General features: G+C 63.6%; 29 protein-coding genes. 14 read left to right on the forward strand and 15 right to left on the reverse strand.

Annotation, left to right across the window (positions count from 1 at the left end; genetic code table 11):
- Window positions 1–11: 11 nt before the first annotated feature.
- Window positions 12–470, reverse strand: coding sequence for an AAC(3)-I family aminoglycoside N-acetyltransferase (locus tag ACMG4O_RS01765; protein ID WP_414434294.1), 459 nt, complete (start codon window positions 468–470; stop codon window positions 12–14).
- A gap of 122 nt (window positions 471–592) precedes the next feature.
- On the opposite strand from ACMG4O_RS01765, the gene ACMG4O_RS01770 reads away from it, so the two are divergent.
- Window positions 593–1,012, forward strand: coding sequence for a PaaI family thioesterase (locus ACMG4O_RS01770; protein ID WP_414434295.1), 420 nt, complete (start codon window positions 593–595; stop codon window positions 1,010–1,012).
- 13 nt (window positions 1,013–1,025) lie between these two features.
- On the forward strand, window positions 1,026–1,442 hold the full coding sequence (locus ACMG4O_RS01775; RefSeq protein WP_414434296.1) for a PaaI family thioesterase: 417 nt from the start codon (window positions 1,026–1,028) through the stop codon (window positions 1,440–1,442).
- A 21-nt stretch (window positions 1,443–1,463) separates the two neighbouring features.
- On the opposite strand, the gene ACMG4O_RS01780 is transcribed toward ACMG4O_RS01775, so the two are convergent.
- Window positions 1,464–1,889 (reverse strand): VOC family protein, encoded by a 426-nt coding sequence (locus tag ACMG4O_RS01780; RefSeq protein ID WP_370209494.1) that lies wholly within the window; start codon window positions 1,887–1,889, stop codon window positions 1,464–1,466.
- A 90-nt stretch (window positions 1,890–1,979) separates the two neighbouring features.
- Window positions 1,980–2,402: a helix-turn-helix domain-containing protein gene (locus ACMG4O_RS01785; RefSeq protein WP_414434297.1), complete on the reverse strand. Its 423-nt coding sequence runs from the start codon at window positions 2,400–2,402 to the stop codon at window positions 1,980–1,982.
- 75 nt (window positions 2,403–2,477) lie between these two features.
- Between ACMG4O_RS01785 and ACMG4O_RS01790 the strand changes: the two genes are divergently transcribed.
- From ACMG4O_RS01790 to ACMG4O_RS01805, 4 genes are all read left to right on the forward strand, one after another.
- Entirely contained in the window at window positions 2,478–2,957 is a 480-nt protein-coding gene (locus ACMG4O_RS01790) for a DUF2938 domain-containing protein (protein WP_370209491.1), read from the forward strand.
- A gap of 171 nt (window positions 2,958–3,128) precedes the next feature.
- Window positions 3,129–4,238: a ferredoxin reductase gene (locus tag ACMG4O_RS01795; RefSeq protein WP_370209489.1), complete on the forward strand. Its 1,110-nt coding sequence runs from the start codon at window positions 3,129–3,131 to the stop codon at window positions 4,236–4,238.
- Window positions 4,239–4,247: 9 nt separating this feature from the next.
- Window positions 4,248–5,435 (forward strand): fatty acid desaturase family protein, encoded by a 1,188-nt coding sequence (locus ACMG4O_RS01800; protein WP_370203505.1) that lies wholly within the window; start codon window positions 4,248–4,250, stop codon window positions 5,433–5,435.
- Between the two features lie 116 nt (window positions 5,436–5,551).
- Window positions 5,552–7,177: an FAD-NAD(P)-binding protein gene (locus ACMG4O_RS01805; protein ID WP_414434298.1), complete on the forward strand. Its 1,626-nt coding sequence runs from the start codon at window positions 5,552–5,554 to the stop codon at window positions 7,175–7,177.
- Window positions 7,178–7,186: 9 nt separating this feature from the next.
- Here ACMG4O_RS01805 and ACMG4O_RS01810 read toward each other — a convergent pair whose 3' ends face one another.
- On the reverse strand, window positions 7,187–7,597 hold the full coding sequence (locus ACMG4O_RS01810) for a GFA family protein (protein ID WP_142949235.1): 411 nt from the start codon (window positions 7,595–7,597) through the stop codon (window positions 7,187–7,189).
- 28 nt (window positions 7,598–7,625) lie between these two features.
- Window positions 7,626–7,961 (reverse strand): hypothetical protein, encoded by a 336-nt coding sequence (locus ACMG4O_RS01815; protein ID WP_414434299.1) that lies wholly within the window; start codon window positions 7,959–7,961, stop codon window positions 7,626–7,628.
- A 143-nt stretch (window positions 7,962–8,104) separates the two neighbouring features.
- Between ACMG4O_RS01815 and ACMG4O_RS01820 the strand changes: the two genes are divergently transcribed.
- Window positions 8,105–8,347 (forward strand): type II toxin-antitoxin system ParD family antitoxin, encoded by a 243-nt coding sequence (locus tag ACMG4O_RS01820; protein WP_414434300.1) that lies wholly within the window; start codon window positions 8,105–8,107, stop codon window positions 8,345–8,347.
- 173 nt (window positions 8,348–8,520) lie between these two features.
- On the opposite strand, the gene ACMG4O_RS01825 is transcribed toward ACMG4O_RS01820, so the two are convergent.
- The 3 genes from ACMG4O_RS01825 to ACMG4O_RS01835 form a co-directional block, all read right to left on the reverse strand.
- Window positions 8,521–10,719, reverse strand: a complete 2,199-nt coding sequence (locus tag ACMG4O_RS01825) for an OsmC domain/YcaO domain-containing protein (protein WP_414434301.1) — start codon at window positions 10,717–10,719, stop codon at window positions 8,521–8,523.
- A 149-nt stretch (window positions 10,720–10,868) separates the two neighbouring features.
- Window positions 10,869–11,177 (reverse strand): hypothetical protein, encoded by a 309-nt coding sequence (locus ACMG4O_RS01830; protein WP_370233664.1) that lies wholly within the window; start codon window positions 11,175–11,177, stop codon window positions 10,869–10,871.
- Window positions 11,178–11,235: 58 nt separating this feature from the next.
- Window positions 11,236–11,691 carry a GAF domain-containing protein gene (locus ACMG4O_RS01835; protein WP_414434302.1) on the reverse strand — a complete coding sequence of 152 codons (456 nt, stop codon included), beginning with the start codon at window positions 11,689–11,691 and terminating at the stop codon, window positions 11,236–11,238.
- A 150-nt stretch (window positions 11,692–11,841) separates the two neighbouring features.
- Here ACMG4O_RS01835 and ACMG4O_RS01840 point away from each other — a divergent pair, with 150 nt between their 5' ends.
- The gene (locus ACMG4O_RS01840) at window positions 11,842–12,282 is read left to right on the forward strand and encodes a DUF2231 domain-containing protein (RefSeq protein ID WP_414434303.1); all 441 of its coding nucleotides are present in this window, start codon (window positions 11,842–11,844) and stop codon (window positions 12,280–12,282) included.
- Complete coding sequence (locus ACMG4O_RS01845; protein ID WP_414434304.1) at window positions 12,272–13,588, forward strand: PQQ-dependent sugar dehydrogenase; 1,317 nt, start codon at window positions 12,272–12,274, stop codon at window positions 13,586–13,588. The genes ACMG4O_RS01840 and ACMG4O_RS01845 overlap by 11 nt, the downstream gene beginning before the upstream one ends.
- A gap of 28 nt (window positions 13,589–13,616) precedes the next feature.
- On the opposite strand, the gene ACMG4O_RS01850 is transcribed toward ACMG4O_RS01845, so the two are convergent.
- The 6 genes from ACMG4O_RS01850 to ACMG4O_RS01875 all read right to left on the reverse strand — a co-directional run bounded on the left by ACMG4O_RS01850 (window position 13,617) and on the right by ACMG4O_RS01875 (window position 16,997).
- A complete protein-coding gene (locus ACMG4O_RS01850) occupies window positions 13,617–14,051 on the reverse strand; it encodes a hypothetical protein (RefSeq protein WP_414434305.1) in 435 nt (144 codons plus the stop codon).
- A gap of 223 nt (window positions 14,052–14,274) precedes the next feature.
- Window positions 14,275–14,736, reverse strand: a complete 462-nt coding sequence (locus ACMG4O_RS01855; protein ID WP_414434306.1) for a hypothetical protein — start codon at window positions 14,734–14,736, stop codon at window positions 14,275–14,277.
- A gap of 110 nt (window positions 14,737–14,846) precedes the next feature.
- On the reverse strand, window positions 14,847–15,497 hold the full coding sequence (locus tag ACMG4O_RS01860) for a DUF1294 domain-containing protein (protein ID WP_414434307.1): 651 nt from the start codon (window positions 15,495–15,497) through the stop codon (window positions 14,847–14,849).
- A 32-nt stretch (window positions 15,498–15,529) separates the two neighbouring features.
- A complete protein-coding gene (locus ACMG4O_RS01865; protein WP_414434308.1) occupies window positions 15,530–16,351 on the reverse strand; it encodes a GIY-YIG nuclease family protein in 822 nt (273 codons plus the stop codon).
- 82 nt (window positions 16,352–16,433) lie between these two features.
- Window positions 16,434–16,727 carry a type II toxin-antitoxin system RelE/ParE family toxin gene (locus ACMG4O_RS01870; protein ID WP_370209746.1) on the reverse strand — a complete coding sequence of 98 codons (294 nt, stop codon included), beginning with the start codon at window positions 16,725–16,727 and terminating at the stop codon, window positions 16,434–16,436.
- Complete coding sequence (locus ACMG4O_RS01875) at window positions 16,728–16,997, reverse strand: type II toxin-antitoxin system Phd/YefM family antitoxin (protein WP_370209745.1); 270 nt, start codon at window positions 16,995–16,997, stop codon at window positions 16,728–16,730.
- A 238-nt stretch (window positions 16,998–17,235) separates the two neighbouring features.
- Here ACMG4O_RS01875 and ACMG4O_RS01880 point away from each other — a divergent pair, with 238 nt between their 5' ends.
- From ACMG4O_RS01880 to ACMG4O_RS01895, 4 genes are all read left to right on the forward strand, one after another.
- The gene (locus ACMG4O_RS01880; protein WP_370209744.1) at window positions 17,236–17,802 is read left to right on the forward strand and encodes a sigma-70 family RNA polymerase sigma factor; all 567 of its coding nucleotides are present in this window, start codon (window positions 17,236–17,238) and stop codon (window positions 17,800–17,802) included.
- Window positions 17,790–18,698 carry a FecR family protein gene (locus ACMG4O_RS01885; RefSeq protein ID WP_414434309.1) on the forward strand — a complete coding sequence of 303 codons (909 nt, stop codon included), beginning with the start codon at window positions 17,790–17,792 and terminating at the stop codon, window positions 18,696–18,698. The genes ACMG4O_RS01880 and ACMG4O_RS01885 overlap by 13 nt, the downstream gene beginning before the upstream one ends.
- A 315-nt stretch (window positions 18,699–19,013) precedes the next feature.
- Window positions 19,014–21,308 carry a TonB-dependent siderophore receptor gene (locus ACMG4O_RS01890; RefSeq protein WP_414434310.1) on the forward strand — a complete coding sequence of 765 codons (2,295 nt, stop codon included), beginning with the start codon at window positions 19,014–19,016 and terminating at the stop codon, window positions 21,306–21,308.
- Window positions 21,308–22,504, forward strand: a complete 1,197-nt coding sequence (locus ACMG4O_RS01895) for a PepSY-associated TM helix domain-containing protein (protein WP_414434311.1) — start codon at window positions 21,308–21,310, stop codon at window positions 22,502–22,504. The genes ACMG4O_RS01890 and ACMG4O_RS01895 overlap by 1 nt, the downstream gene beginning before the upstream one ends.
- A gap of 62 nt (window positions 22,505–22,566) precedes the next feature.
- Here the strand turns inward: ACMG4O_RS01895 and ACMG4O_RS01900 are convergent, their stop codons facing one another.
- The gene (locus tag ACMG4O_RS01900; RefSeq protein ID WP_414434312.1) at window positions 22,567–22,872 is read right to left on the reverse strand and encodes a hypothetical protein; all 306 of its coding nucleotides are present in this window, start codon (window positions 22,870–22,872) and stop codon (window positions 22,567–22,569) included.
- Window positions 22,873–23,248: 376 nt separating this feature from the next.
- Here ACMG4O_RS01900 and ACMG4O_RS01905 point away from each other — a divergent pair, with 376 nt between their 5' ends.
- Window positions 23,249–23,449 (forward strand): SymE family type I addiction module toxin, encoded by a 201-nt coding sequence (locus ACMG4O_RS01905; RefSeq protein ID WP_414434313.1) that lies wholly within the window; start codon window positions 23,249–23,251, stop codon window positions 23,447–23,449.
- Window positions 23,450–23,478 lie beyond the last annotated feature (29 nt).

Raw genomic sequence — 23,478 nt, forward strand, 5'->3', positions numbered from 1 at the left:
CGGCCACCCGCCTACACCTCAATGTCGAAATGCAGCACGTCCTCGCGCACACCCAGCCTGGTGTACAGCGCGATGGCCGGGTCATCGCCGTGGTCCGCCTGCACGAAAATCACCCAGGCGCCGCGCTCACGCCCAATCTTTTTCAGTGCCTCGATCAGCGCGGTGGCGATGCCCCGCCGACGGTGGGTCTCGGCCACGGCCAGATCATAGATATAGATCTCGCTGCGCCGCTGTTCGAATTTCTTCAGCTCGTAGGCGGCCAGACCGCCCACCACCCGGTCACCGTCCAGGGCCGCCAGCGCGATGAACGAATCACCGCCGAGCAGTGAGCGCCAGTAGGCTTCGTCAGGCCGATGGGCGCCGTAGGTCTCGCGGTCCTCAAAGGCCTCGCCAAACACGTCCATCAGGCCCGCCATCAGGGCGGTGTCGTCCGGTTGGATGCGGTGGATCAGGAAGCGGCTGCGGGTCATGGGGCTTTCCAGTGATCAGGTTTTCGGGGGTCGAGCCACGACCTGGATCATAACCCGTGCCGGCATTGACCGGGGAGCACGATTATATAGACTGGTCTATATTAATATTATGGAGCATCGCCATGACCGCCGTCCCCGAAGGCTTCCAGCCCCACACCCGGAAAAGCGGCTTCACCGCACCCTGGGAACCGATCTATCACCGCCCCCACAACAACGGCATCAGCCTGGGCCTGCACGCGCGGGACGCCCACGCCAACAGCCGTGGTTTCGTCCACGGCGGCCTGTTATCCGCCCTATGCGACAACGCCATGGGCCTGAGCTGCCTGCCGCATCTGGAAGACAGCACCCTGCCGTCGCTCAAGGGCCTGGTGACCGTGAATCTGAACCTGGACTTCCTGGGCAGCGCCCGCGTCGGCCAGTGGCTGGAATTCCGCGCCGACGTCACCCGCACCGGCCGCAGCCTCAGCTTCGCCAGCGCCACCGTGCTCGCCAACGGCGCACCCTGCGCCCGCGCCACCGGCGTGTTCAAAGTCCAACGTTGATCCGGAGACACCCATGAACGACCCCACCGCCCTGCTGAATCGAATACGCCAGGTCTCCGCCCTGGCGCCTTTTAATCAATGGCTGGACCTGCAAGTGGAACAGGCCGAACCCGGCCTGGTCACCCTGCGCCTGGACTGGCGCGACGACTTCGCGCAATACAGCGGCCACCTGCACGCCGCGCTGATCGGCGGCCTGATCGACACCGCCTGCGGCTTCGCCGCCGCCACGGTGGCCGGCAACGTCACCGCCTCGCAGTTTTCGGTGCGCTGCCTGCGCCCGGCGGTTGCCGGCGCGTTCCGGGTCACCGGGCGGGTGGTGAAAGCCGGCAAGCGGCAGGTGTTCGCCAGCGCCGAGCTCGGCGACTGGGACGATGAGAACGGGGAACCGTTCGCGGCCGGTGACGCGGTCCTGGTGCCGATACCGGAATGACGACTCCCTTCCTTGAGCGGCTTACCCCTGGCTTCCGGCATCATCTGCCGGCACCGCCGTCGGGTCCATCCAGAACATTTCCCAGACGTGGCCGTCCGGGTCCGCCAGGCTGCGGTTGTACATAAAGCCCAGATCCTGGATCGCGTTGATGTCCGACGTGCCGCCGCTGGCGTCCGCTTTTTCATTGAGCCGATCCACCATCTCGCGATCATCGCAGGAGAGGGCCAGCAGCACTTCGCTGGCGGTGGCCGGCGGGATGGGGCGGTCGGTGAAGGTGCGCCACTTTTCATGGGTGAGCAGCATCACGAAAATGCTATCGCTCCACACCATGCAGGCGGCGGTGTCGTCGGTGAACTGCGGGTTATTCTCAAACCCCAGCGCCTGATAGAACGCCATGGAAGCGGCGAGATCGGCAACGGGCAGATTGACGAAAATCATTCGGGACATGGTCGGTTCCTGCTGGCAATCGAAAGGGGCCCTGCAACGGGCGTCAAAAGCTGGTCGAACCACATGTCCCGGCTTCGACATCCGGGGAGTCTACTTTTTCGCGGACGTTCCGTTTCGGCGCTCGCCGATCACCCCGGCACCCGCCAGCCCCATCAAACGCCGGAACTTGGGGCACTCCAGATGGCTGGGCGCGGAACAGGCCGCCGCGTGGCGCAGCCCGTCACGCATGGCGGTCAGTTGTTTGATCGATTGATCCAGTTCGTCGGCTTTCTCCAGCAACCGCTGCCGTTCGATCCGGGGGCGCCCGTCGGCACCGAACATGGCGGCGATTTCATTCAGGGAGAAACCGGCCGCGCGGCCCAGCGCAATCAACGAAAGCTGCTCCATCACGCCGGCGGCGAACACCCGGTGCAGGCCGCGCCGGCCCACGGAGGCGATCAATCCTTTCTGTTCATAGAAACGCAACGTGGACGCCGGCAGGCCGGAACGGCGCACCACCTCGGAAATATCCATAGCCCTTGACCTCAAGTCGACTTTAAGTAGCAAGCTGCCTTCATCGCCCAACGAAGACACCGACTGGAAGACGCCATGACTCTATTAGCGATTATATTTTTTATCGGCGTGGGAGCCACCGCCATCATGGATTTGTGGGGCTGGCTGCGCAAAAGAGTGTTCGGCGGCAAGGGGCTCGATTACGGCCTGGTCGGCCGCTGGATCGCGCACATGCCGCACGGCCGCTTCCGCCACGACAGCATCGCCGCCGCGCCGAAGAAACCGGGCGAGCGTATGATCGGCTGGGCCGCGCATTACGGCATCGGCATCGCCTTCGCCGGGCTTCTGATCGGGTTATGCGGCGTCGAATGGGCGGCACGCCCCACCCTCGGCCCGGCCCTGGCGGTGGGCATCGGCACGGTGGCGGCGCCGTTCTTTCTGATGCAGCCCGGCATGGGCGCCGGCATCGCCGCCTCGAGAACCCCCAGGCCCAACGCTGCGCGCCTGCAAAGCCTGCTTACTCACGCGGTGTTCGGCCTGGGGCTCTACATCGCGGCCTGGGCCACGTCCTTATAGGCAGCCCGCCCTTTCCTGGCATCGCCGGCAAAACCGTGCTGTTATCGGCTGTAGGGGGAACCGCTCAACATTTGCACAAAATTGCCCTCTTCCCAAACCACGCCAACCTGAGGTAACGTGAACACCTGTACACAAACAGCATAATAACGAGTGAATACAGGAGCCCAGGCCATGACCCAGGCGCAGGACCCGAAACCACGGAAAGGCTGGCTGAACAGGCTGGCGGCGATCACCGACATGTTCGCTTTCCCGCTGCGTACCTCCCATTACGTGGAGCTGGTGAACCCGCTGTGGACCACCCACCGTATGCACGCGCGGGTGGTGGACGTGTGGGACGAGACCAAGGACTGCCGCACCATCACCCTGCAGCCCGGCGCCAACTGGCGGCTGCACCGCCCCGGCCAGCACATCCGCGTGGGCATCCCGGTGGACGGCCGGCACTACACCCGCACCTACACGATCTCGTCGCCGCCGGAGCGGGACGACGGCCGCTTCACCATCACCGTTAAAAAGATCGAGGGCGGGCGCCTGTCGCACCACATCGTGCGCAATCTCAAAGTCGGCGACTTTATTCCGGTGGGCCTGCCCCAGGGCGATTTCTACCTACCGGACGCCTCGCCGATTCAGCCGCTGTTCATCACCGCGGGCAGCGGTATCACGCCGGCCAGAAGCATGCTGCACAGCCTGATCGAGCAGCAGCGTCTGCCGGACACGGTGCACATTCATTACGCGCCGCACGAATTCGACACCATTTTCGGCAAGGAGCTGCGCAAGCTGAACGCCCAGCACCGCCACTACCATCTGCACGAAGTGCACACGCAGAAGGAAGACGACAACGCCGCCTACTTCAGCCGCGAAAAGCTGGAGCAGGCCTGCCCGGACTGGCGCGAACGGGACTGCTACGCCTGCGGGCCGCCGGGGCTGCTGGCCGCCCTGGAAGAAGTCTGGGAAGAGGCCGGCCTCTCCAACCGCCTGCACATCGAACGGTTCCGCGCCGAGCTGGCGCCGATCCCCGACGACGCGGTGGGCGGCAAGGTGCGCTTCGCGCAGAGCGAGCTGGACGTGGACGCGGACGGCCAGACCAACCTGCTGCGCATCGCCGAGGACGCCGGGCTCAACCCGCCCCACGGCTGCCGCATGGGCATCTGCCACACCTGCAACACCACCTTGAAATCCGGCTGCGTGCGCGACCTGCGCAGCGGCGAATACATCAACGAGCCCGGCTCGATCGTGCAGGTGTGCGTGTGCGCCACCGCCGGTGACTGCGAACTGGACATCTAGGAGGTCATGATGAGTAAGCGACAGGGTTTACCCGTGGATCTCACGGAAGAACAAATCGACGAATTCGGCCGCGAGATGGACGCCATCTATTACGAGACCCTGGAATCCCGGGGTGAGAAAGACCGGCTCTATATTCTGCGGCTGATCCGCATTCAGCGCAGCATGGCGCTGTTCGGCCGGCTCACCATCTACGCCAGCCTGTTCCTGCTGCCCGCCTGGCCGCACGCGCTGGCCGGCTGGGGCACCACGCTGATCGTGATGGCGCTGGGCGTGATCCTGCTCGGCCTGGCGAAGATTCTGGAAAACATGGAAATCGCCCACAACGTGCTGCACGCCCAGTGGGACTGGATGAAGGACCCGGAGATCCAGTCCAACACCTGGGAGTGGGACACCATGAGCCCGTCCGACCGCTGGATGCACTCGCACAATGTGGTGCACCACACCTGGACCAACGTGCTCGAGAAAGACCTGGACGTGGGCTACGGCATCATGCGCGTGACGCCGCTGCAGCCCTGGAAGCCCGCCTACCTGCTGCAGCCGGTGTACTTCGTGATGCTGATGCTGCTGTTCGAGGAAGGCGTGGCCCTGCACGAGCAGGCGATCATCGACGTGGGCGAAGGCAAGAAAAAACCCAAGGAAATCCTGCCGCTGATGAAACACATCGGCCGCAAGATCTGGGGCCAGGTGCGCAAGGACTACATCATGTGGCCGGGCCTGGCCGCGCTGGTGTCGATCCCGATCTCCTTCTTCGTGCCGGAATCCCCGCTCACCGTGTTCCTGCTGGTGGCCGGCGCCAACTTCGTCGCCAATATCATCCGTAACATCTGGGCGTTCGTGATTATTTTCTGCGGGCACTTCCCCGCCGACGTCTACAACTTCACCGAGGAACAGGTGGAAGGCGAATCCCGCGGCCAGTGGTACATCCGCCAGCTGCTCGGCTCCGCCAACATCACCGGCGGCCCGCTGTTCCATGTGATGTCCGGCAACCTGAGCCACCAGATTGAGCATCATCTGTTCCCGGATATGTGCAGCAACCGTTATCCGGAAGTGGCACCGCGCGTGAAAGCGCTGGCCGACCGCTACGGCCTGCCGTACAACTCCGCGCCCCTATGGCGGCAGTTCGGCACCACCTGGCTGAAGAACCTGCGCCTGGCGTTCCCGGGCGGCACCCTGCCGCCGGAGCCGGCGCGGGCGTAACCGGCGGGCGGCGCTCGCCGCCTTTCGGGGAAGGTAAAATCAAGTATGGCCCGATGGACAGCAATGCCTCGGGCCGCGCATTCTCGTTGCCCCAGTCATACGGAAATGACCCTGGTATGCAGCGCATTGCCATTATCGGCACCGGGCCCACCGGCCTCTATACCCTTGCCGCCCTGATCGACGGCCAGCAGTCGCTGGCGATCACCCTTTATGAGGCCGGTGACCAGGCGGGCGTCGGCATGCCCTACGACGAGCATGCCAATCACCGGGCCATGCTCGCCAACATCGCCAGCATCGAGATACCGCCGTTAACCTGTACCTATCTCGAATGGCTGCGCGAGCAATCCGCCGGTTTTCTGGCCGGCTACGGCGTGGCCAAGGAGACCCTGCACGACCGGCAGTTTCTGCCACGCGTACTGCTTGGCCATTATTTCCGTGCCCAGTTTCTGGCGTTGGTGACTAAAGCCACGGAGCGCAACCACCGGGTAACGGTGTTCGAAGGTTGCCGGGTCACCGATCTGCAGGCCGGCGACAACGCACTGCGCCTGTGGACCAACCGCCACGCCGAGCCGGCCCACTTCGACCGCGTGGTGATCGCCACCGGCCATGTCTGGCCCTCCACGGCGGAGGGCGGACCCGGCTACTTCCCCAGCCCTTGGAGCGGCCTGATCGGCACCGCCATTCCGGCCGGCGCGGTGGGCGTGCTGGGCACCTCGCTCAGCGGCATCGACGCGGCCATGGCGGTGGCGGTGCAACACGGCTGCTTTCAGGAGCAGTCCGACGCCCCGGACAGCCCGCTGCGCTTCGAACTGAACGGGGACAGCGCGGACCTGTGCATCACCTTGATGTCCCGGTCCGGCCTGCTGCCCGAGGCGGATTTCTATTGTCCGATTCCCCACCAGCCGCTGCGCATCGCCACGCCAGAAAGCATCACCAGGGAAATCGATGCCGGCGCCGAAGGCTTACTGGATCGCGTGTTCACCCTGATGGCCCGGGAAATCCGCGATGCGGACCCGCGATGGAGCGACGGCATCGCCCTGGAAGAACAGAACGCCGACACCTTCGCGGACGCCTATTTCGCCAACCGCGCCGAGCGCAATCCGTTCCGCTGGGCGCAACGCAATCTGCTGGAAGTGGAGCGTAACAAACGCGACCGGCACACCGTGCCGTGGCGCTACGCGCTGCTGCGCCTGCATGAGGTGGTGGAGGACATCGCGCCGCATCTCAACGAGCACGACCGGGAACGTTTCAACACCGGCCTGCGCCGGGTCTTTATCGATAACTACGCGGCGGTGCCGCCGGAATCGATCCGTCGGGTGCTGGCATTGCGCGCCGCCGGCGTGATCGATGTGCTGGCAATGGGCCAGGCGTATCAAATGGACATCGGTGATCACGGCACCGTGATTAAAACGGCCGAAGGTGAGCACCGCTTTCAGGTGTTTATCGACGCCCGCGGGCAGAAGGCCCTGGACCTCACCGACCTGCCCTTCCCCCGGCTGCGGGATCAGTTGCTGGCGCACAGCGACGAACTGCCGCCGGTGGGCGACAACTACACGCTGATGGTGCCGGAGATCGGCGGCCATCGTATCGCGCTCGCGGCACTGCCGTTTCTAATGCACGACCGCCCCTTCGTGCAGGGCATCGCGGTGTGCGCGGAAATCGGTGCCACCATCGGCGGCTCGATTCATCGCGCGGCGCAACGCCGCCGCCCCTGGTTAGCCGGCTACGACGACGAGCATTGAGACACCGGTTTACGGGTTCAGGACCTGGTCCTCGGTGAGGTTCTCGGTGTCCTCCGCGAACGAAAAGAACGAGGGTTTCCGGTCGATAAAAATCTGCCCGGACAGCGTCCAGGCGTCGCTGTCTTCCAGCAGCCCCACCGGCAGGGCGTAGTGGTTTTCTTCGATGTACCGGAAGAAGATATGGGTGCCGCAGTGCTTGCAGAAGCCGCGTTCGGCGAACGACGACGATTGGAATCTGGCGATGTGCTCCTCACCCTGGAAGATGACGGCCTGCTCGCACTCGGCGGCGAACATGGGGCCGCCGCCCCACTGGCGGCACATCTTGCAGTGGCAGACGACAACCTTATCGGTCTTGGGCTTTGCGATAACGCCGACCGCGCCGCAGAGGCAGGCGCCGCGATGTTCGGTTCTGGAATCCATAATCCTCTCCTGGCCGGGTTAGCGGGACCTAGCTGAAAAGCAGGAAAGCACTCAGTGCCAAAGAAGCACCGGAGACCAGCAGGGCGACGGCGAGGGCGAGCCTGTATTTGGCGAACCGGGCCTCCGACTCCCTGGCCGCCATCTCCATGCCGTCCAGGGCCTGCTGCAGTTTGTCCGCCAGCACCTGCACGGCTTCCGCGTTGTGGGTGGCGGCTTCCTGCAGCTCCTGGATCTGCTTGGCCACCACTGGGTCGGCCTGGCCGGCTTCGGCGCCACGGGACGTGAACGCGGGGATCGCGATCGTGGCGATCTGGGCCACGTAGGGCGCGACGGCTTTGAGAATCGGGATCAGGGGCGCTGCCATAGTCTTTCCTCCGGTTTGATCCTCATCCTACCGTTATCCGGGCGCCGCGCCTTCCCCGACTTCGTCGAGCATCTCGCCATCTTGCACAGGGTTGGGCTCCGGAGGCAGAATAATACCAATTATTGGTACTTTCGAGGTGCGCCATGCCAAAGAACACCAGCATCAGCCTCGGCGAGCATTTCGACACCTTCGTCGCGGAGCAACTGAACAGCGGACGCTATAGCTCCGCCAGCGAGGTGGTGCGAGCGGGGCTGCGCCTGCTCGAGGACGCGGAGACCCGCCTCGGCACCCTCCGGAAAATGCTCCAGGACGGCGAAAACAGCGGCGTTGCCGACTACGATTACGACAGCTTCATTGAGGAACTGGACCGGGAAGACACCACCTGATGCCCCCCTTTACGCTTTCCAGGAAGGCCAAAGCGGATCTACGCGCCATCGCACGCTACACGGAACGTCGCTGGGGGCGCGAGCAACGTGCGGCGCCGTGCACATCGTGCGCATTCTGCATAAGCGCATGATGCCCCACGAACACTTTTCCTGAGTGGCTCAAACCAAGCCGATTAGCCAGCCAGATTGATTCCCGCCCTCGCCGCACGGGCGGCGTGCAGCTTCTTGTAGCTTTCGATCAGGCGCTGGTGTTTTTCCAGGCCGTCCAGGCGTGTGTTGGTGGGCGTCAGGCCGTGGAAGCGGACGCTGCCATCCACCGAGCCGACCACCGCGTCCATGGTGTCGTCGCCGTACATCCGGCGCAGGTTGCGCAGGTAGTCGTCCAGCTCCAGCTCGTCGTCCAGAAGGATCTCCAGCACCGCGCTGACCGCGCGGTAGAACAGGTTGCGCTCGACGGTGTTGTCGTTGAACTGCAGGAAGGCTTCCACCCGCTCCAGGGCTTCCTCGTGCTGGCCCAGGGCCAGGTTGATCAGCAGCTTCAGCTCCAGCACGGTGAGCTGACCCCAGACCGTGTTCTCGTCGAACTCGACGCCGATCAGCGTGATGATGTCGGTGTAGTCGTCGATCTGGCTCTCTTCCAGGTGCTCCACCAGATCGGCCAGCTGATCGTCGTCGAGGACGTGTAGATTGAGGATGTCCTCCCGGTAATCCAGCGCCTTGTTGGTGTTGTCCCACACCAGGTCTTCCACCGGGTAGACCTCGGAATAGCCCGGCACCAGGATGCGGCACACCGGCGCCCCCAGGTCTTCGTGCACGGCCATGTAGACCTCCTTGCCCAGGTCCTCGAGGATGCCGAACAGATTCTCCGCTTCCTGCTGGGTGCTTCCGGAGAAATCCCATTCGTGGAAATCGTAGTCGGCGTTGTCGCTGAAGAAGCGCCAGGAGACCACGCCGGTGGAGTCGATAAAGTGCTCCACGAAGTTGTTGGGCTCGCTCACCGCCAGGCTGTTGAAGGTGGGCAACGGCACATCGTTCAGGTTTTCAAAGCTGCGGCCCTGCAGCAGCTCGGTGAGGCTGCGCTCCAGCGCCACCGCCAGGCTCGGGTGGGCGCCGAACGACACGAACACGCCGCCGGTGCGCGGGTTCATCAGCGCCACGCAGGCCACCGGGAACTGGCCGCCCAGGGAGGCGTCCTTCACCAGCACCGGGAAGCCCTGGGCCTCCAGCGCTTCGACACCTTCCACCAGGTTCGGGTATTTCGCCAGCACGTCCGCCGGCACGTCCGGCAGCGCCAGCTCTTCCTCGATGATCTGCTTCTTCACCGCCCGCTCGAAAATTTCCGACAGGCACTGCACCTGCGCCTCCGGCAGCGTGTTGCCGGCGCTCATGCCGTTGCTCAGGTACAGGTTCTCAATCAGGTTGGACGGGAACCACACCGTCTCGCCGTCGGAGCGGCGCTCAAACGGCAGCGAACAGATGCCGCGCGCCTCGTTGCCGGAGTTGGTGTCGATCAGATTGGAGCCGCCCAGCTCGCGCTCGGGATCGAAGATCGCCCGGCAATGGGCATCCAGAATCTCCTCGGGCAGCTCGTCGTTGGGGCCCGGCTGGAACCACTGCTCGTTGGGGTAATGCACGAAGGCGCTGTTGGCGATCTCCTCGCCGAAATACTGGTCGTTGTAGAAGAAGTTGCAGCTCAGCCGCTCGATGAACTCGCCCAGCGCCGAGCACAGCGCGCTCTCCTTGCTGGCGCCCTTGCCGTTGGTGAAGCACATGGGTGACGCGGCATCACGGATGTGCAGCGACCAGACATGCGGCACGATGTTGCGCCAGGAGGCGATCTCGATCTTCATGCCCAGGTCCTCGAGGATCCCGGTCATGGTGGCGATGGTTTCCTCCAGGGGCCGGTCCTTGCCCTCGATGTAGGTGCGCGCCTCGCCGTCCACGCCGGCCATCAGCAGCGCCTGGGCGTCTTCGTCCAGGTTCTCCACCGTCTCGATCTCGAACTCCGGCCCGGTCTGCACCACCTTCTTCACCGTGCAGCGGTCGATGGAGCGCAGAATGCCCTGGCGATCCTTGTCGGAGATGTCCTCCGGCAGCTCCACCTGAATCTTGAAGATCTGGTTGTAGCGGTTCTCCGGGTCGACGATGTTGTTCTGCGACAGCCGGATATTGTCCGTGGGAATGTCCCGCGCCTTGCAGTACACCCGCACGAAATAGGCCGCGCACAGCGCCGACGACGCCAGGAAGTAATCGAACGGGCTGGGCGCCGAGCCGTCGCCCTTGTAGCGGATCGGCTGGTCGGTGACCACGGTGAAATCGTCGAACTTGGCTTCAAGGCGGAGGTTGTCGAGGAAATTGACGTTGATCTGCATGGGGAAACTACCGGTATTAAGGAGTGTGGCGCGCCATGGCCTTCAGTGGGCGCCATTATCCCGGTTTTGGGGCGGTTCGTCTTGGTCCGTGCTGACCGGCGGCCCCGGGGCGGGCTCCATCGCGCGCCCCGCCGCCGGCCTGGCCACCTCTACTTCTTGCCGACGACGTAAGCCGCCACGGCGCCGGCCCCGGCCAGGGCGCCCAGAAGTACGCCTTTAAAGAAACCGGTCTCATGGCCCCGTTGGTAGCCTTTTTCGTCCCCGGCGACGTAGCCTCTGAATTCGTCGCTGCGGTCCTCCGAGAAGACGTACTTGTTCACCTCGTCGGAAATCCCGGGCCTCTCCAGCAGGCGCTGCAGGATTTCCCTGGCCGCCTCCACCGTCATCTCGTTCAGCACCGCGAATGTTTTGAGCCGTTCCTCGTTCTCCAGGGTGTCCCTGATTATTTTTTTACCCATTGCATCCCCCGATATGTCACTGAAAATCCCCAATAGGAGATCAATAAAACCAGAACATTCAGTGAGTTACAAACCCGGAAACCGACGTCAGCGCCATCAATGACGCCATCAGATCCCGCCCGGCGCGGTGCACCTCCTGGATATGCCGGTGGAAGAAGGTCTTGGTCTGCTCGGTCTGCACCACCAGCACGCCGTGCAGCTCACCGTCGTGCTCCAGCGGGATGCCCAGGTAGCTCTTGAAGCGCTCCTCGCCGGAGCCCTCCACGTGGAAGTAGTCGGCGTGGTCCTGGATCACCCGGGCGACGACCGGCAGGCGGGTGCGGGCCACCTTGCCGGTGAGGCCCTGGGCGTAGCTCAGCTGCTTGCCAATCGCGCTCTGGTGCAGGCCGCTGGTGGCGACGATCTCCAGGCTTTGCCGGTCCGGATGGGCGAGGTAGAGGCTGCAGACGTCCACGTCCAGCTTGCGCCGCACGGCGTCCACGCGCTCGTTCATGGGGTCAGAGTGTTTAGTCATGCGAGAGCCGAAGCAATAGCCGTGCCATCGCTCAAACTATTAAAGATATTAAAATTCGCCGGCTATTTGATGGAGCACGCGCTTGCCCCTTTGCATTAGTCGCGAAAGGGGCGTAGCACGGGAAGAGCCTCAAAAAGCGAGAGACACGTCATGGCTGACAACAACGTAACGGATTACCCGCGTGCGCTGCATCCGCTGCACGCCATCCTGCTTGCCTTCCCACTGCCGCTGTTCCTGGGCGCGCTGCTCAGCGACCTGGCCTATTCGTCCACCTATGAAGTGCAGTGGACCAACTTCGCCTCCTGGCTGATCGCCGGCGCCATGCTGACGGGCGCCCTGGTGACGCTGTGGGCGCTGATCGAGTGCCTGGTCAGCGGGCGGCAGCGCACCGGTAAACACTTCGCCTATTTAATCGTGCTGCTGGTGATGATGGCCGTGGGCTTCATCAACGCGCTGGTCCACGCGAAGGACGGCTGGGCGGCCATGCCCGCAGGCCTGTGGCTGTCGGTGGTGGTGACCTTGCTGGCGCTGATCGCCAGCTGGATTGGATATGCGGGGCTGCGCGCCCGGGAGGTGGCTCATGCACGCTAAGACGATTTCAATTCCGGCGCTGGCGCTGTTCGCGCTGGCCACGCTCTCCACCTTGACCGCCTGCGGTGGCGACCCGGCACCGCCGGAGACCGGCCCCAACCCGACGCTGCCCGAACCCAGCCGCGGGCTGCTGCCCAGCATGGACATTTCCACGCCCACCGAATGGGGCGATGAGAAGCCCACGGTGCCGGACGGCTACCAGATCGAAGCCATCGCCAAGGACATGAAGATTCCGCGCCAGACCCTGGTGCTGCCCAACGGCGACATCCTGGTGGCGGAAGGCTCCGGCGGCGGCAAGGCGCCGGCCATGCGGCCCAAGGACGTGATCGCCGGCTACATCAAGAAGCAGGGCACCACCTCGGTGAAACCGGGCAACCGGCTCACCCTGCTGCGCGACGACAACGGCGACGGCCGCTACGAGACCCGGGAAGTGTTCGCCGATAACCTGAACGCCCCCTACGGCCTGGCGCTGATCGACGACACCCTCTATGTCGCCAACCAGGACGCCCTGGTGCGCTTCGACTACAGCGAGGGTCAGACCCGGGCCAGCGGCCCGCCGGAGAAAGTCACCGACCTGCCGGCGAAGATCAACCACCACTGGACCAAGGCGATGACCGCCGGCCCCGACGGTGAATTCCTCTACGTGGGCATCGGCTCCAACAGCAACATCGGCGAACGGGGCATGGACGTGGAGGAAGACCGCGCCATGGTCTGGCAGATCGACGCGGAGACCGGCCGGCACAAGCCCTACGCCACCGGCCTGCGCAACCCCACTGCCTTCGCCATCCACCCGGATACGGACCAGCTCTGGACGGTGGTCAACGAACGGGACGAACTGGGCGCCAACCTGGTGCCGGATTACCTGACCTCGGTGCAAGAAGGCGCCTTCTACGGCTGGCCCTACAGCTACTGGGGCGACAACGTGGACACCCGCGTCAAACCGCCGAAGCCGGAAAAAGTGGAAAGCGCCATCCAACCGGATTACGCGCTCGGCTCCCACGTGGCCGCACTGGGCGTGGACTTCTCCGATGGGAACATGGGCGGGCAGTTCGCGCAGGGCGCCTTCGTCGGCCAGCACGGCAGCTGGAACCGCAGCGTGCCGGTGGGCTTCAAGGTGGTGTTCGTGCCGTTCCAGAACGGCGAACCCGCCGGCGAGCCCATCGACTTCGCCACCGGCTTCCTCAACGAGGACGGCAAGGCCCGCGGCCGGCCCGTGGGCGTCACCGTGGACCCGGAGGGCGCGCTGATCATCGCCGATGATCTGTCCAATACGATCTGGCGGGTCACCCCCACCGGCGGCGACTGATCCGCCCCGCCCTCGCCAGCGGCGTCGCCTAGGCGGCGGCGAAGCCGGCGAACAGCACCAGGAAGCCGCCGATCTCCCCGGCCACCAGGGCCCACATGAAGGCGGTCATCAGCCAGGCGGGCAGAAACCCGGAACCGAACGCGTGCGGCTTCTGCAGCTGGTTGCGCGTGTCCTTGAGGGCGCCGTGCAGAATGTAGCTGCCCACCGCCAACGCGAAGAAGAGCACCGACGCCAACACCGCCAGCACGTTGACCCACTCCGGCCAGACGCTGAGCGAAGCAAAGCGCTCCAGCACCAGGCAGGCGAAGGCGTACATCAGGCTGGCCCGGTGGGCGACATCCACATAGTAATGCGCCCGGGCTTTGTCACTGCCTCTGATCTGAACGTACTTCCAAACCCCGGTCAGCAGACCGGTGAGAAAGAACAGCCCGCAACTCCACAACGCCACTGTGCTCGCGGTCATGGCACCCCCTGTTCGTGGCTATGTCCGTGTAAACCCGTTTCACCGTCCCGACCCCGGTGCATCCCGCGCATCCTCGGTGCCCCAACTAGCGAGCCAATCATGCACCTCGCCGGCGTCCACCACCTTCCCCTGGGCGTCGGCCCCCATGGCCTCCAGCGTCTGCCTGAAGACGAACGGTGGTGACGCTCATGGGGTATCCTCGACACTGTATAACTACGATGCATTACCTCATAGTTTCGGTAATTTTGGCCATTACCGATTCCAGGACTAAAGAGGCAACGACGGCCAGAATCGACAAAAGTACCAGTAACCCCAGTGCTTTGCCCGCCGTCACCAACGCGCCCTTCCACCCCCGGGACATCAACAGATAAGCCGGATAACCGATCAACAGCGAGATCAACGTAAAGCAGACATAAAATATCGCCCGGGATGGAAGCCATCCGCGCGCCAGCGCGTCGGCGTGGATCCAGCGTGCCACGGCGAGCTTGAACGAAACCGGCATCAGCACCTGGAACCAGTCTGAGTCCAGCCAGGCGTCGGGCAGGTACATGACCGAGACCAGAATAACGAAGGAGACAGCGGCCAGGGTGGCCAACGCGGTCGTGGGGCGCGTACCCAGAACCGCGGCTTCGAAGCCGCTCAAACTCTCGTTGTTCTTTATTTCGCCGCTTCGCCAGAAGTCCATTCTATCGACCGTCCGCTAAATAGCTCAGCGCCCAGCTTCCTGAATAAGCAGCGTCCGCACTATCGGAGAAATCGCAAATATTTGTAAGCCATGGCTTATACTTCCCTAGGTTAGGAGGCGAAACCCTGCAGCCATCCTAGAGTGACTTGCGTGAGACCGACCGTGGAACGCAGATCGACCCCAGCGTCCGCACAAAGCAGCCAGCCCAGCGCCCCCAGGTTGGCGGCCACCGCCAGATAAAACACCACCTGGAACTCCGCCTTGCGGGTCTTGTGGCGAAATACTCGTTGCGCCAGCAAAGCACCGGGCCAGCCGCCCAGCAGCTCGAAAAGATGCAGCCGCGCCTCGGAGGTGCGCCAGCCGCCGCGCGTCGCCGCCCGCTTATCCAGGCCGTAAAAAAGAAAGGTGACCACGCTGCCCAGCGTGTAAAAGCCAGCGAGACGCTGCCATTCCGGTGGCGGTACCAGCGCCGCCAATCCGCCGAAGAAGGCGGCAACCACCAGGGCGGCCGGTATCAGCCCACGGCTTTTTTGACGCGCCGGCCGCCGGCGGCTGACCATGAAACGCACGTCCGCCGCGCGCGGCCGCTGCTTTTCATCCCGAACCAACCGATAGGTCAGGGAACGATTCAGCACCGGCCGCTCCTGCCCCCGGGCAAACGCGGAAATATGTACGAACACCGGCTCTTCGCCGCCCGAAGGCGTAATAAATCCGAAGCCTCGATCGTCGTTCCACTTGGTCAGGATCCCCTTGTGCCTCACGCTTATTTTCCTTGTTCTTTTTATTGAATAGACTAATTCTTGTTGTAGCCAAGGGGTACGCGAGACAAAACGGCCTCTTTCCAGAAGCTCTCTCTAGCAATGATCACGTTGTCATCGGTTCTGGCTGGCCTGTACTCCAATAAAGAAATACGAAAGTTCCGGCGTGCGTAATCCATGCCTTCTTCGGCGATAAGCTTCGTTAACTCATCATTCCAGCCATGGCCGGTCTGCACATAACACCGCCAACGTGTCCAGATACCCCAGGTCCCGTATGCCGATCCGACGTACTTTTTACCATTACTTTGATCAACGATGAGGTAAACGCCTTTGACGCTCTCAAGAGCCGCCTTCCAGTCGGGGCGCACGGCGCGAAATATCGCTTCCAACTCCGGAAAATCGCAGGTGATGCTTTCATAGCCGGGGAAACGCTCACCGGTGTAGGGCTCCCTGAGTATCTCCGACACCGACATGTTTTGATAATAGTTTTCCAGCTTGAAGGAGCGCCCCCTGGCTGGCCGGGGAAGATGCACCTTCAGTCGGCCGATCAAGTCGGCGTGCTCTTCGCTCCTTTCCACGGTATAACTATGAGAAAAGTTTACCGCTTCGCGCCCGGTTACCCGGTATATGCCGCCAAAGAGCCAGACATGTGGTTCATGGTAGAAGTCCGCAAAGGCAATGACATAGTCTCGATTGAACTCATCCTTCGCGGAGCGCCACCTGTTCCAATCGTCCCACTCGGATTTGTTCCTGACGAACACATCCAAAGGCTGAACGTCGCCATTCCAGCAAGCAAGATGCAGCTTGTAGCGATCCAGGTTCTTTAAACTTAACAAGGTTGATAACGGAATCGTCATTTATCCCCCATTTTCAAAATGACTAACTGCCCTTTGCCTTGATCAAGTTAAACCCGGCGACCATCCGCTTTCGATCTGACGATTACTGATTCGGCAGTTCGAGCTGCCTCTCGCTTCGCCATACCCGGATAAGCACGACTTCCGTGGCTGTTCTCAGATAAACGACCCTAAAAGGCGGATGGATACGTTCCCGGATATGGTCCATGCCGAATTCCGGCACTGCTCTACCCACATCGGGATGACGCCGCAGTATCTCCGAATCTTCCAGAATGGCGGTGACAAACTCATCGCCGATGTGCGGTACCCCTTCATCCGCGTAATAGGCCTGAATCGCTTTCAGGTCCTCAAGGGCGGAGCGCGCGACACGTAACTCCATTTACTTAAGACCCAGGGCGTTTCGCGCTTCCTCCACGGAAACCGTATCGCCTTCGCGGGCGTCCATCAGCCCCTGTGCCACCGCCTTCACGAACCGCAGCTCCTCCGCGGTCTTCTCGTAATCCTCCAACCCCTGAACGACGGCCACCCCGCGACCACGGCTAGTCAGCAACATAGGGCGGTGGGATTCCTGAACCCGACCAATCACTTTGCCGGGATTAATCTTCAGATCCGAAAGCGGGACAACGTCTTCCGAGAACTTCACGGACATGGTGTGCACCTCAAGAGAAGAATAGGATCCATTAATAGCACCGGTTAACTGGTGCGGTCAACGATACAGATCCGCGCTAACTCAGCAGAGTGTCCTGGGGCGTGATGCTCAAAAAAAGGCGATTTTGAGCAGGTCCACGCCCTCACGCTCATTTTTCGGGAACCTTGAGCAGCACGAGTTGCGCCTTCTCATTCTTTAATTGATAATCACTCTCAATTATAAATACGAATCGAATCCTATGTCCGGCGCCGCCACCGACAGCCAGCCCCTGCTGCCCGGTTCCCAACGGGAACTGGGCGAGCTGTATGCGGCGCACCACGGCTGGCTGACGCACTGGCTGCACGGGCGGCTGCGCTGCCCGCAGGACGCGGCGGACCTGAGTCAGGACACCTTTCTGCGGCTGATTCTGGGTGAGCAATCGCTGGAGGCGCTGCGCGATCCGCGTGCCTATCTGATGGTCATCGCCAGCCGGCTGATGATCAATCGCCACCACCGCAAGCAGGTGGAAGAGGAAGCCCTGCGTCAGGTGGCGATTCTGGTGGAGACCCGCGACGAGCGCGGCCCGGCGGAGATCGCCGCCGCCCGCGACCTGCTGGTGACGGTGCTCAAGCTGCTGGTGGAGGAACTGCCCGAGAAACCGCGCCGCGCCTTCCTGATGGCGCGTCTCGAAGGCCTGACGTATCGGCAAATCGCCCGCCGCCTGTCGGTGTCCGAAAGCAGCGTCAAACAGTACCTGGCCAAGGCCTTCGCCCACTGCCACGCGCGCCTCTACGACAGCCTGGCGGAGGCACCGTGTCCGAGCTGAACCGCATCCGCCAGCAAGCCGCCGAATGGGTGGTCGCCCTGCAGACCGCCGGCGCCGACGAGCGCCCCCACCTGCAAGCGGAGTGCGACACCTGGCAGGCCAAGGACCCGCGCCGCCGCCAGGTGCTCGAGCAGATCCAGCGCCTGTGGCAGGCCACCGAGCCCGCCCAGGAACGTCGCCGCCAACGCCGCCGGCAATTCACCGGCCTGGGCGCCGTGTTGCTCGCGGCGCTGCTCGGGGCGCAACTGCCCTGGGCCTACTGGACCGCCGACCACCGCACCGCAGCCGGGGAGATCCGCACCCTCACCCTGCCCGACGGCAGCCAGGTGGTGCTCAACAGCGGCAGCGCCATCGACCTGGACTACAGCGACACCACCCGCACCGTGGAACTGGTGCGCGGCGAGCTGCTCGCCACCGTGGCCAAGGCCCCGGACCGGCCCTTCCGCGTGGTCACCCGCCACCTCACCGCCACCGCCCTGGGCACCGAATACAGCGTGCGCCTGGAAGACGGCTTCACCCGGGTGGCGGTGCAGGAATCCAGGGTATCGGTGACGCCCCGCCATAGCGACGAGCAGCTGGAACTCAGCGCCGGCCAGCAGGCGGACCTGAATCGCGACGGCGTCCTCGCCCGCGAAGCCACTGCAAGCCAGCGCCCGGACTGGGCCGACGGCCGCCTCGCCTTCAGCAACGCGCTGCTCACGGACGTGATCGAACGTCTCGCCCGCCACCGCCCCGGCCTGCTGACCCTGGACGACGCCCTCGCCCAAAGCCCACGCCGATTTACCGGCGTCCTCCCCGCCGACGACAGCGACGCCGCCCTGGCCCTGCTCGCGGACACACTCAACCTGGAGGTGCGTTACCTCACCCCCTGGTACGTCACCGTCCGGCCCCGATAGAAAACTTCCGGGAGCGAGCTTTTGTAGGAGCGGGCTTTGTGGGAGCGGGCCCCGCCCGCGAAAGGCAAGCTCTGCTTGCCGGCAGGATTCCAGAGACTTTGTTGGCGACACCGTTAGAGAGCTCTCTGGGATCCTGCCGGGTGGCTAACGCCACCCTTTCGCGAGCAGGCTCGCTCCCACAAAGGAGCCCGCTCCCACAAAACAGGCCCGCTCCACAAAAAGTTCGCGCCACCACTGCCCGATTGGCTCCCCTGCTTTGTCTTCATAGGTAAGACACGCGAAAACAACACCGCGAACCCACGCTGGAGCCAAAGAATGAACACCGGAACCACCGCGCCCAAGGCGCTCTTGCTGCTCGGCTTGCTGACCCCGCTATCGCTTATCCAACCGGCCCTGGCCCAAACCCAGGCGTCGCAGGCAATCAACCTGCCCGCCCAGCCGCTGGACCAGGCGGTGATCGACCTGGCCCGGCGGACCGGGCTGGCGATCGGCGGTGACGCCTCGCTGCTGGCCGGCAAGCAGGCGCCGGCGCTGAGCGGCGACTACACCCCGGAGCAGGCCCTGCGCGCGCTGCTGGCCGGCAGCGGCGTCACCGCCGTGCGGGTGGACAGCGGTTATCGATTGGAAGCGGCGCCGGAAGCAGAGAGCAATACCCTGGAAGCGGTGTCCGTCTACGGCCGCCAGAAGAACGACACCGTGGAAGCCATCCCCCAAAGCGTGAGCGTCTACAACCGGGAAAACTTCGCGCTGGCCCAGGCCGACACCGTCGGCGACGTGGTGCGCCTCACCCCCAGCGCCAACCGCTCGGGTTCCGCCCGCGACATGTTCGCCGACGACTTCCTGATCCGCGGCTTCAACGCGGAAGAGTCCGTCAACGGCCTGGGCTTCCGCCAGACCGACCACCCCACCGACCTCGCCAACGTGGAGCGCCTGGAAATCCTCAAGGGCCCGGCCTCGGTGCTGTACGGCCAGATGGAGCCGGGCGGCACCATCAACGTGGTCACCAAGCAGCCGCTGGACTATTACCAGGCGGAAGTGGGCGCCGAATACGGCAGCTACGATTACCACCGCACCACCCTGGACGTGACCGGTCCGCTCAACGACCGGGTGCGCGCGCGCCTCAACCTGGCCCACCAGGACAGCAACGCCTCCATGGACTACTGGGGCTACGAGCGCCTGTTTGTGGCGCCCAACGTCACCGTGGACCTCACCGACACCACCAACCTCACCGTGGAAGGCAGCTACTCCGCCAACGAATGGACCGCCCTGCCCGGCGGCGCCCCGGCGGAAGGCGCCATCGAGCCCAACCCCAACGGCGACTACAGCGACGACTTCAACACCGCCTGGAAAGACGCCACCACCGAGCGGGATTCCCTCTACCTGAACACCCGGCTCACCCAGGCGATCACCGACACCATCGACGCCCGCCTGAGCTACGCCTACACCCGAAACGACCAGACGTTCCAGGAATACGCCCCGTTCGGCCTGGGCGCGGACTTCCGCACCCTCAACCGCATCATCTTCGCCAGCGACGACGCCAAACAGACCGACCACGAAGTGATCCTCGACCTGAGCGGCGAAGCCACCCTGGCCGGCATGACCCACCGCTTTATCGCCGGCGTGAACTACCGGGAATCCGACAGCACCCGCCCCACCCAGGTGTTCCTGATCGACCCCATCGACCTGTACGAACCGGTCTACGGCCCCATGGATCTCAGCACGAAGGCCCGCGACCGTGGCTTCACCCAGACCGACCGCATCCTCGCCGGCTTCGTCCAGGACCGCATCACCCTCGCCGAGAAGTGGACCCTGCTCGCCGGCCTGCGCTACACCGACGCGGAGCAATCCCAGAAAACCACCGACTTCATGGCCGGCGACACCGTCACCCGCGCCGAGCTCGGTGAAACCGCCTGGACCACCCAGCTCGGCCTGGTCTACGACCTCACCGACAGCACCTCGCTCTACACCAGCCGCAACGAAGCCTTCGTGCCCCAGCAGGGCACCACCTCCGGCCGTCAGCCGCTGGACGCGGAAGAAAGCGTGCAATACGAAGCGGGCGTGCGCGTCACCGCCGGCCGCCTCAACATCAACGCCGCCGGCTTCATCATCGAAAAAGACAACATGGCCATCAGCGACCCGCTCAACGCCGGCTTCCAGGTGGCCGAGGGCCGCGCCCGCTCCAAAGGCGCCGAGCTCACCGTGGACGGCTACGCCACCAGCAACCTCTACCTGAGCGCCGGCTACGGCTACACCGACACCGAAGTGCTGCGCACCGACGACGAAACCCTGGAAGGCAACCGCTTTATCAACGTGCCGCTGCACACCGCCGCCCTGCAAAGCCGCTACTACCTCAACGCCGTCACCGGCCTGAGCCTGGGCGGCACCGTCGCCTACGTGGACGAACGCCCCGCCAACGCCGACAACAGCGTCACCCTGCCCGCCTACACCCGGGTGGACCTGGGCGCCTACTACGCCGTCACCGACGCCCTGCAACTGGACCTGCTGCTCAACAACGTCACCGACGAGGAAATCTTCTCCCCCGGCTCGTTCGACGGCGTGATCCGCGAAGAAGGCCGCACCTACCTGGCGCGCGTGAAGTACCTGTTCTGATGCGTAAAAAGCTGGTGCTCCTGCACCGCTACGTCGGGCTGGTGATGGCAGGCTTCCTGATCATCGCCGGCCTCACCGGCGCCCTGCTGGTGTGGTATTACGAGTTGGACGCCCTGATCAACCCGCACTGGCTGCAGGTGGAGCCCCCCGCCGCGCACAGCGAACCGCGCTCGCCCTTCGCCCTGCGCGACCAGGTGGACGCCGCCTACCCGGACGCCAACGTGCACTGGATGATGCTCGCGCCCCCGGACGCCCACAGCCCGGTGCGCTTCTTCCTCAGCGCAAAGGCAGACACGCCCGCGCTGCCCATCGACGAAGTGTTCGTGAACCCCTACACCGGCCAGATCCTCGGCGGCCGCCTGTGGGGCGACCTGAGCCAGGGCGTCAGCAACCTGATGCCCTTCGTCTACCGCCTGCACCACTCCCTGGCCCTGGGCACCATTGGCACCTGGATCTTCGGCGCCATCGCCCTGCTCTGGACCCTGGACTGCTTCGTCGGCGCCTGGCTCACCTTCCCGCCACCGCGCCGCCGCGACGCCCGGCACCGCCCCCGCCGCTTCTGGACACGCTGGGCCAAAGCCTGGCAAATCCGCTGGCGCGTCGGCGGCCACAAACGCACCTTCGACCTGCACCGCGCCGGCGGCCTCTGGCCCTGGGCCCTGCTGCTGGTCTTCGCCTGGAGCGGCGTCGCCCTCACCCTCTACGACCAAATCTACCGCCCCACCACCGGCCTGTTCCTCAGCTTCCAGGAAGACCCACTTGCCGCCGTGCCCACCCGGGCCACCCCCAACCCACAACCGCCCATCGGCTGGGAACCCGGCTACCACGCCGCCCGCCACCACCTGGAAGCCCTGGGCAAAGAGCGCGGCCTCGAAATCCACGCCCTGGAACGCTTCGCCTACACCCCGCACAAGAACGCCCTCAAACTGATGGCGCACACCAGCAGCGACGTGAACGAGCGGTTCGGGGAAACCTGGGTATACGTGGACGCCACGGACGGCGCCCTGCTGGGCCACTACCTGCCCAGCGGGGAAGCGGCGGGGAATACGGTGACGAGCTGGCTGACCAGTTTGCATATTGCGGCGGTGGGTGGGGTGGGTTACCGGGTTGTTGCGACGGTGTTGGGGTTGGCGGTGATCGTGTTGAGCGTCACGGGCGTTTTGGTCTGGTGGAGAAAAAGGTCAGCCAGCGCCTGAGGTAAATGACAAGCATCGGGACGGCAAAGATTAAGCTGTTAGCTCAGTAGCCGAACTACCGACTAGAACAGCCAAGTGCCAACCGTATAGAGTCCAATCAGCATCAACGTGACGGCAAGCGCGACCATCAAAACGACGATTGCGGTCTCAAAGCTCGAACTATGCTCATCGGGCTTTTCGAAGAAGGTACGGCTGAGGCATTTCACGCCAATGTAATCGCCAAGATCCTCCCGTCGAGCCTCGCCATTCTCGATAGCCGCCTCGCAGGCCCCCATGAGGTTACGCAAGCCGGCATCATCACCAACAAGATAATACTCATGCTCCGACCAATCGGCGCCGTCCTTTAAATACGGGCTCCCTGCTTTCATTTTTACATTTCTCCCTTTCCCATCGATCAACCGAGCGGCGCAACTAAATAACACTCTCTAGCATGGTTAAGCGTAAGCAATAGCTTAAATATGTGTAGGAGAAAAGCACTTTAACCGCTCCTGCGCACTGGACGCATTGACAGTACCGCAAATCGAAGTACACTTTCCCATAAGGAGCGTCGAAACTCCCACAAGCGGGCCTCACCGCAACCCGAACCAACCGCGGTATTTTTTTGCCTGAAAACCGGCCTGTAAGGGTCGGGAGGTCTGGGGAATACAACACCTTCGGGAAATACCCAGAGCAGTTCTTGTGGCTGTTTCGAACCTCCTGACCACCCATTGCTTTTAATTCGAAATAAGCACAAGGAGCAACATCATGAAACAGCGCAAGCTGAAGGTCCGCAAAGGCCACTGGGATTACACGCTGAAAAGCGAGCCTTACAGCGGCAACCGCATCATTCCATTTCTTCTTCTCAAAGGTACCTGGCTGGAGCAGGCGGGGTTCAACATCGATACGCCTGTGTCGGTATCCGTTGAAGACGGTCGGCTTTCTATTATTCGAGATAATGGTGAGTAAGAATAGGGGCCCGGCCATTCGCCGGGGCC

Origin of the sequence: Alloalcanivorax venustensis (genome assembly GCF_047495515.1) — a bacterium.
GTDB lineage: Bacteria > Pseudomonadota > Gammaproteobacteria > Pseudomonadales > Alcanivoracaceae > Alloalcanivorax > Alloalcanivorax venustensis.